8 protein-coding genes are annotated in these 7,428 nt (G+C 63.6%); 3 read left to right on the forward strand and 5 right to left on the reverse strand.

Going from position 1 to position 7,428, the window contains the following annotated elements; all coding sequences use genetic code 11:
- The first annotated feature begins 33 nt into the window (after nucleotides 1-33).
- Nucleotides 34-465: a CBS domain-containing protein gene (locus VN004_RS17290; RefSeq protein WP_325612643.1), complete on the forward strand. Its 432-nt coding sequence runs from the start codon at nucleotides 34-36 to the stop codon at nucleotides 463-465.
- 27 nt (nucleotides 466-492) lie between these two features.
- Here the strand turns inward: VN004_RS17290 and VN004_RS17295 are convergent, their stop codons facing one another.
- The 3 genes from VN004_RS17295 to VN004_RS17305 all read right to left on the reverse strand — a co-directional run bounded on the left by VN004_RS17295 (nucleotide 493) and on the right by VN004_RS17305 (nucleotide 2,768).
- Nucleotides 493-1,491 (reverse strand): patatin-like phospholipase family protein, encoded by a 999-nt coding sequence (locus tag VN004_RS17295; RefSeq protein WP_325612645.1) that lies wholly within the window; start codon nucleotides 1,489-1,491, stop codon nucleotides 493-495.
- A 97-nt stretch (nucleotides 1,492-1,588) separates the two neighbouring features.
- On the reverse strand, nucleotides 1,589-2,194 hold the full coding sequence (locus VN004_RS17300) for a flavin reductase family protein (protein WP_325612647.1): 606 nt from the start codon (nucleotides 2,192-2,194) through the stop codon (nucleotides 1,589-1,591).
- A 4-nt stretch (nucleotides 2,195-2,198) separates the two neighbouring features.
- Complete coding sequence (locus tag VN004_RS17305; RefSeq protein WP_325612649.1) at nucleotides 2,199-2,768, reverse strand: nitroreductase; 570 nt, start codon at nucleotides 2,766-2,768, stop codon at nucleotides 2,199-2,201.
- 94 nt (nucleotides 2,769-2,862) lie between these two features.
- Between VN004_RS17305 and VN004_RS17310 the strand changes: the two genes are divergently transcribed.
- Nucleotides 2,863-3,954 carry a hypothetical protein gene (locus VN004_RS17310; protein WP_414710340.1) on the forward strand — a complete coding sequence of 364 codons (1,092 nt, stop codon included), beginning with the start codon at nucleotides 2,863-2,865 and terminating at the stop codon, nucleotides 3,952-3,954.
- A 27-nt stretch (nucleotides 3,955-3,981) separates the two neighbouring features.
- On the forward strand, nucleotides 3,982-5,004 hold the full coding sequence (locus tag VN004_RS17315; protein WP_325612652.1) for a cytochrome-c peroxidase: 1,023 nt from the start codon (nucleotides 3,982-3,984) through the stop codon (nucleotides 5,002-5,004).
- Nucleotides 5,005-5,090: 86 nt separating this feature from the next.
- Here VN004_RS17315 and VN004_RS17320 read toward each other — a convergent pair whose 3' ends face one another.
- Together VN004_RS17320 and thrS are read right to left on the reverse strand one after the other, a co-directional pair.
- Nucleotides 5,091-5,897 carry an SDR family NAD(P)-dependent oxidoreductase gene (locus tag VN004_RS17320; protein WP_325612654.1) on the reverse strand — a complete coding sequence of 269 codons (807 nt, stop codon included), beginning with the start codon at nucleotides 5,895-5,897 and terminating at the stop codon, nucleotides 5,091-5,093.
- 55 nt (nucleotides 5,898-5,952) lie between these two features.
- Nucleotides 5,953-7,428: threonine--tRNA ligase (gene thrS / locus VN004_RS17325; protein ID WP_325612656.1), on the reverse strand; the 1,476-nt coding region annotated here is incomplete at its 5' end.

The following is a 7,428-nucleotide window of genomic DNA, read 5'->3' on the forward strand; positions in this document are numbered from 1 at the left end:
CCGTCGCGGGGCCCGCTTCGAAAGGAGGCGTCCATGATCGTTAAGTCGATCCTCTCCGCCAAGGGCCGCGATGTTGCGACGATCGCACCCACCGCCACGTTAGCGGAAGCCACGAAGATCCTGTCAGAGCGAAAGATCGGAGCGCTGGTTGTAACCGGCGCCGGCGGCCGCATCATCGGGATTCTTTCGGAACGCGACATCGTTCGTGCCCTGGCGCAGCACGGCGGCGACGCGCTGCAACTGCCATTGACGGATGTCATGACCCGCAAGGTCGTGACCTGCACGCCGAGGGATACGGTCGCGGTGCTGATGGAGCGAATGACCGCCGGCAAGTTCCGGCATCTTCCAGTAACCGATGATGGCGCGCTCACAGGGATCATTTCGATCGGCGATGTGGTGAAGTATCGGCTGACCGAACTTCAGTTCGAACAGGACGCGATGCGCGATTACATCCAGACCGCTTGACGAACGAATTAATGCGACGCGATCGCCTCAGGTGAGGGCGGCGATCGCGTCGTTGATGTCAGGGATCGCACGCTCGGCGGCCTGAACGCCGATCTCGATCGCTTCCTTCGCACGATGAAAGTCGAATAGTCCGACCTTGCCGCAGCGCGGCGCGATCATCACATCGGGCGGATCGCCGGCAAGGCGTGATCGCGTCACGCGATCCTGCATGATGTTGAATGCATCGATCATGACATTGGCGATATTCGGACTGTGCTTGTCGCCGATCAGCTGCCGCTTGAGCAGGAATTCAGGGCTGAGAATGCGCCGTATACCCGCCGGACGCGCGCGCATTTCCGAGAGCAGCCGCGCATCGGTCTCGTCAGGTCCATGATCGGCAATTGTGCCGCCGCGGCCCAGCATGTCGGAATTCAGATTGACCGCAATAACGAGCCTTGCGCCGAGCGCACGCGCGGCCGAGACAGGCACCGGATTGACCAGCGCTCCATCGACCAGCCAGCGGCCCCCGAGCCGCACCGGCGTAAACACGCCGGGCAGAGCGTAGGAGGCGCGTGCCGCATCGACGACGCGGCCCCGCGTGAGCCAGATTTCGTGACCTGAGCCGAGTTCGGTAGCGATACAGGCGTAGCGTTTTGGCAAGTCCTCGATCAAGGCATCGCCCAATGCCTCTTCGAGACGCCGCGCCAGGCGGTCGCCGCCGATCAGTCCTGATCCGCCGAGGCTGACATCGAGATAGCCGAGCACGCCCCGTGTGGTAAGGCCGCGTGCCCATTGTTCGAATACATCGAGCTTGCCGCTTGCGTAACAGGCGCCCGCAACCGCACCGATCGAGGTTCCCACCACGACGTCCGGCTCGATGCCGTTCCTGGCGAGCACCTGCAGAATTCCGATATGGACGAAGCCGCGCGCAATGCCGCCACCCAACGCCAGACCGATATTGGGTTTCGGCGCGTCTTTCTTTCCGGCCGTGGTCGCCTCTGCCGCGCGGTCACCGTTCGCGGCGCGACGGATTATGGTCTGCAGCACGATTCGAACCTCGCCCTCATCATCGCGGCGGCAACCGATCGAGACAAGGCTACGCGACCGGAATTTGCAGCCTATGGTGAAAAAGCAAGGATGGGATTCATGCGCGGTTCGGTCGCACCATCCGGAATTCACTCTCGACCACGGCGTAATTGAGGTAGCCGTTGCGCGCAATCGGCTTCATGGCGGCGGTGTCGAGGAAGCCGTCGCGAATGAAGCGGTCGTCGATATGCACGCCGATCACCTGGCCGAACACGACGTAGGCGTCGAGCGCGCGCCCGTCTATGTCGTTGAGCGGCACGATTTGCAAAAGGACACATTCCAGAGCGCACGGCGAAGCCGCGACGCGCGGCGGCTTGACGAGGCGCGAAGGCGCGGGCTCCAATCCGGCGGCCGCCATCTCGTTGACGCCACGCGCCATCGGCGCAGCCGTCTTGTTCATCGCATCGCGCAAATCCCAGGTCGCGAGATTGCAGACGAATTCACCAGTCTCCTGGATGAAGGCGAATGAGTCCTTTTGCCCTTCGCTGGAAAACATGACGACGGGCGGACGGCTGCAGACCCCGTTGAAAAAGGAATAAGGGGCGAGATTGATCTCGCCCTTTGCATTCATCGACGTGATCCAGCCGATCGGACGCGGCGCGACGATGGCCTTGAATGGATCGCGCGGCAGGCCATGATCGTTGATGCGTGCGTCGTAGAACATGCGATCAGCGGCGATAGCGGGTCACGATTTCGGACAGCGGTGGACGCGGTCGATCTTCCGGCGGCCGAACGGGTTTTCCGATATGGACGAAGCCCGCGATGCGCTCATGATCGGAAAGGCCCAGTGCCGCGCGGATCCGCGGGTCGTAGGCATACCATTCGGTGATCCAGTTGGCGGCATACCCGAGCGCATGGACGGCGGTGATAAGGTTCATTGTCGCGGCGCCCGCCGACAATATCTGCTCCCATTCCGGAATTTTGACATGGGGCCCCGCGCGACTGACCACCGCGATGACCAGCGGCGCACGGGTCAGCCGGTTGCGTTCAAACTGGATCTGGTCGGCGGTCGCATCCGGCCGGTCCGCGCTGAAGGCTGCGGCGATGGTCTCGCCAATGGCGGCTCTGGCATCGCCTTCGAACAGGATGAAGCGCCAGGGCGTCAGTTTCCCGTGATCGGGGACACGTGAGGCAATGGTGAGAATCGTGTCGATCTCGGCCGCCGACGGCGCCGGGTCGCGCAACTCGATCGGCTTTACGGAGCGGCGCGTGCTGAGGAGGGAAATCGTGTCTTGCATGATGCTGCGGCTAGCATAGCCATGATGGTTGCACAATTCGTGGACTAATCCTGTCAGGCTTGAATTCGCCGCGATTTCCGCCGAAAACGAGCGCATGAGGGCTTTGAAATCCGCGGCTGTGTCGGCAGGGAGGCGGACGGCTTTTGCCGTGGCAATGCTGTGCCTTGGAGCGCTGCCGTCATCCGGTCAGCCCTTCACAGGCGGTGGAAATGCTTTGGCACCGGCCAGTCCGTCCGTCGGCGAACCGCAGAGCCTCGCGCCGCCCCCGGCAGCCAACCTCGCAGCGCCAGGATCGCCCGAGGTGCTGCGTCCTCCGGCGCCGATCCCCGTGCCGGTGGCACCGCTCCCGCCGCCAGCCCAGGTCGAGCGGCCGCCCGCACCACCGACCCCGGCTCCGCTTCCAGCCCTCGCGCCGAGTATTCCGGCGGGACAGGTCGCGTTGCATCTGAGCGCGCGTTTTGGCCGTGACCAGCCACCGGTCCCGGGCGGCCTTCTGTGGCGCGTCTTCCCGGACCGCCCGGATCCCACCGGCGTGTTGCGACCGGTCCGCGAAGACAAGTCCGCCGCGCCCATGCTGCTGTTGCCGCCCGGCGGCTATATCGTCCATGTCACCATGGGTCATGCGCATGCGCTGAAAAAAGTGCAATTGCGCGCTGAGACGGTGCGTGAGGTGTTCGATATTCCGGCTGGGGGCATCCGCATCGAAGGCAAGGTGGGTGATGCGCGGATCCCGACAGGGCACATCCACTTCGACATCTACAAGGGCAGTCAGTTCGAGCCGGGCGACAAGCATCGCCTCGGGCAGAATGTCCTGACCGGCGAGGTGATGCTGGTGCCGGAGGGCACGTACCACATCGTCTCGCATTACGGCGACGGCAATGCGGTGGTGCGATCGGACATTCGGGTGCAGGCCGGGCGGGTCACCGACGTGACCGTCAATCATCGCGCAGCAGTGATCACGCTCAAGCTCGTCACCAGCGACGGCGGCGAAGCGTTGGCCAATACGCAATGGTCGGTGCTTACGCCGGGCGGTGACGTGATCAAGGAATCGATCGGCGCGTTTCCGCGCGTGGTGTTGGCCGAGGGCGATTATCGAGTCATCGCGCGCAACGAAGGCCGGTCGTTCCAGCACGACTTCAACGTCGTGCCTGGCGTTGATCGGGAAATTTCCGTGGTCGCGCGCTGAATGCGCTGACACCCAAGAGGTGAGGTCGTGAACCCACGCTCCCCTCGCTCGCAGTTCTGCAAGGCTGCGCTCGCGGCGGTGGCGCTCGGCGTGATGTTCGGCCTGGGCGATCGTCCTGGCTACGCCGAAACCCTTGATCAGATGAAAGCTCACTATCGGCGCCCGCCGCCAACCGCTCCGGAAAATCGCGCGTTGGCTGCGCTGGGGCGCGAGTTGTTTTTCGATCCGATCATCTCCGCCTCCGGCCGCACCGCCTGCGCGACGTGTCATCGGCCCGAATTGGGCTTCGCCGCAAACGAGGCGCGGAGCCCGACCGACTCGGGGCGTCCGACGGCACGCAAGACCCAGACGCTGCTCGGCATCGGGCACGCGCGTCCGCCCTTCGATTGGGACGGCCGGCATGCCACGCTCGAAGCGCAAGCGGTCTCCGCGATCGGCGTGGGTTCGATGTCGATGTTCGCGACCCCGCACGAGGTGAAGGTCGATGACATCATCGCCCGGGTTCGGAAGAACGAGGGCTATGTCGCGAAATTCGCCCGGGCCTTGCCTGGCGCACCGATCAATCTCGACAATGTGGTCATCGCGCTCGCGGCCTTCGAGCGAACCATCGAGCCTGGCATCGCCCCGTTCGACCGCTGGATCAAAGGCGAGGAGGCCGCTATCCCGGAATCGGCCAAACGCGGATTCGTGCTGTTCCACACCAGGGCGGGTTGCTCCGCCTGTCATCGCGGATGGCGCTTCACCGACGATCAATTCCACGATGTCGGCTCGACCACCACCGATCGCGGGCGCGGCCGCGAATTGAAGCATGATCCGAAGATGCAGTTCGCCTTCAAAACGCCGACGCTGCGCTCGGTTGCGCTGCGCGCGCCGTATCTGCACGACGGCAGCGCCAGGACCCTGCGCGAGGTGATCGCGCTTTACGTGAAGGGTGGCATCGATCGTGACAGCCGCTCGCCGATGATCAATCCGATCGATCTGACGGAACAGGACCGCGACGATCTCGTCGCCTTTCTGGAAACGCTGACGGGGGAAGGGGAGGCGAAGTAGATCGATTTCGGTTGAGGTGAAATCGCATCGCCCATTTTGTCATGTCCCGCGAAGGCGGTGGATTCAGTTCATTCCTGAAGCAAGGGTCAGATCGCGGTCCAGCCGCCGTCATGCGCAATGATCTGACCGGTGACATAGCTCGACGCGTCACTCGCGAGATAGATCACAAGACCCTGCAACTCCTTGGCGTCACCGCGCCGGCCCATCGGTGTGCCGGAGAGGATGGCCTGCTCGAAGCGCTCGCGATCCTCCGCGCTCCAATCCGCCTTGAAATGATCGGCGAGCCGCGTGCCGGCGCCTTGCCATCCGGGTGCGATGGCATTCGCCCGGATCTTGTCCTTTGCATATTCGGCGGCGACCTGCTTCGTCATGCCGGCGAGGCCGGCCTTGGTCGCTGCGTAAGCGACGCCCGACACCGGAAAACCCGGATAGAAGCCGCCGAGCCCGATCAGCGAAGCGACGTTGATGATCGACCCCCCGCCGGTTTCCATCATCAAGGGGATGACGGCCCGCATCACCAGAAACGGCCCGTTGAGATTGACCTCGACGACGCGCCGCCAGTCGGATGCATCGACCTCGTGCAGCCGCTTCGGATAGGGCGCGACCCCGGCATTGTTGACCAGGACGTCGAGCTTGCCGTGCGAGCTCTTTATCGCTCGCCCAAGATGGGCAATCTCGTCTTCCTTGGTGACGTCGAAGATAATGCGCGACGCCTTGTGACCGCGGCTCTGGATGATCGAAACCGTCTCGGTTACCCAGCTCCTCTCGCGATCGGCGCAGACCACGTCGCAGCCCGCGGCCGATAGCCCGATCGCCATCTCGCGACCGAGCCCCGACCCGGCGCCGGTGACCAGCGCCACTTTTCCATCGAGCTTGAACAGCTCGACCGACATCAATGCTTCCCCAGCGAAAGTGACCTCGCCGGGCATGATGAAAGAAAAATTCGAGTCACGCCACCTTTGCGAGTCGAGCGCGCCGGATGTCGGGCGGCAGCGCCTCATCGGCCAGCATCGCCAAGGCCTGATCGAGCGGCATCACCTGCTGGCCCTCCTTGCCGAGACGGCGGATCGACACCGTGCGCTCTGCGGCTTCCTTCTTGCCGACGACAAGAAGGGCAGGGACCTTGGCGAGGGAATGCTCGCGGACCTTGTAATTGATCTTCTCGTTGCGCAGATCGGTCGAGACGCGAAGTCCCATGGCCGTGGCGGTGCGCGCCATCTCCGCAGCATAATCGTCGGCGTCCGAGACAATGGTGCAGATCACCGCCTGCTTCGGCGCAAGCCACAGCGGCAGGTGCCCGGCATAATGTTCGAGCACGACGCCGAGGAAACGCTCCATCGAGCCGCAGATGGCTCTGTGGATCATCACCGGCGTCTGTTTCGATCCGTCCGGGGCGATATAGAAGGCCTCGAACCGCTCCGGCAGGTTGAAGTCGACCTGGGTCGTACCGCACTGCCAGTCGCGTCCGATGGCGTCGCGCAGGACGTATTCGAATTTCGGCCCGTAGAAGGCGCCTTCGCCTGGATTGATGGCGGTCTTGATCTTCTGGTTGCCGCTGCGCGCCTCGATCTGCTTCAGCACATCCTGCATGATGTTTTCGGCGTGATCCCAGGCTTCATCCGAACCGACGCGCTGGTCGGGGCGGGTCGAGAGCTTGACCGTCATCTCGCCCTCGAAGCCGAAATCGGCGTAAGTGGACAGGATCAGGTCGTTGATCTTGAGACACTCCTCGGCCATCTGCTCGGGGGTGCAGAACACATGGGCGTCGTCCTGCGTGAAGGCGCGCACGCGCATCAGGCCATGCAGCGCGCCGGACGGCTCGTAGCGATGCACGATGCCGAATTCGGCAAGCCGCAGCGGCAGTTCGCGATACGAGCGCAGACCGTGCTTGAAGATCTGGATATGGCCCGGGCAGTTCATCGGCTTGATCGCGAAGACGCGCTCGTCCTCGGTGTGATCGCCCGCGGACTTCGCCATGAACATGTTTTCGCGGAACCAGCCCCAGTGGCCGGAGGTCTCCCAGAGCGACTTGTCGAGCAGCTGCGGTGCGTTCACCTCCTGATAATCGCCCTTCAGGCGGCGGCGCATATAGGCGACGATCTCCTGGAACATGGTCCAGCCGGCCGGATGCCAGAACACCGTGCCGGGCCCTTCCTCCTGGAAGTGGAACAGGTCCATCTCGCGGCCGAGCTTGCGGTGGTCGCGCTTCTCGGCTTCCTCCATGCGATGCAGGTAATCGTCGAGGTCTTCCTGCTTGGCGAAGGCGGTGCCGTAGATGCGCGACAGCATCTCGCGGTTTGAATCGCCGCGCCAATAGGCGCCTGCGACCTTCATCAGCTTGAAGGCATTGCCGATCTTGCCGGTCGAGGTCATGTGCGGGCCGCGGCACAGATCGAACCAGTCGCCCTGTTTGTAGATCTTGAT

It is taken from the genome of Pseudorhodoplanes sp. (assembly GCF_035565855.1).
In the GTDB taxonomy this organism is placed as follows: Bacteria; Pseudomonadota; Alphaproteobacteria; order Rhizobiales; family Xanthobacteraceae; genus Pseudorhodoplanes.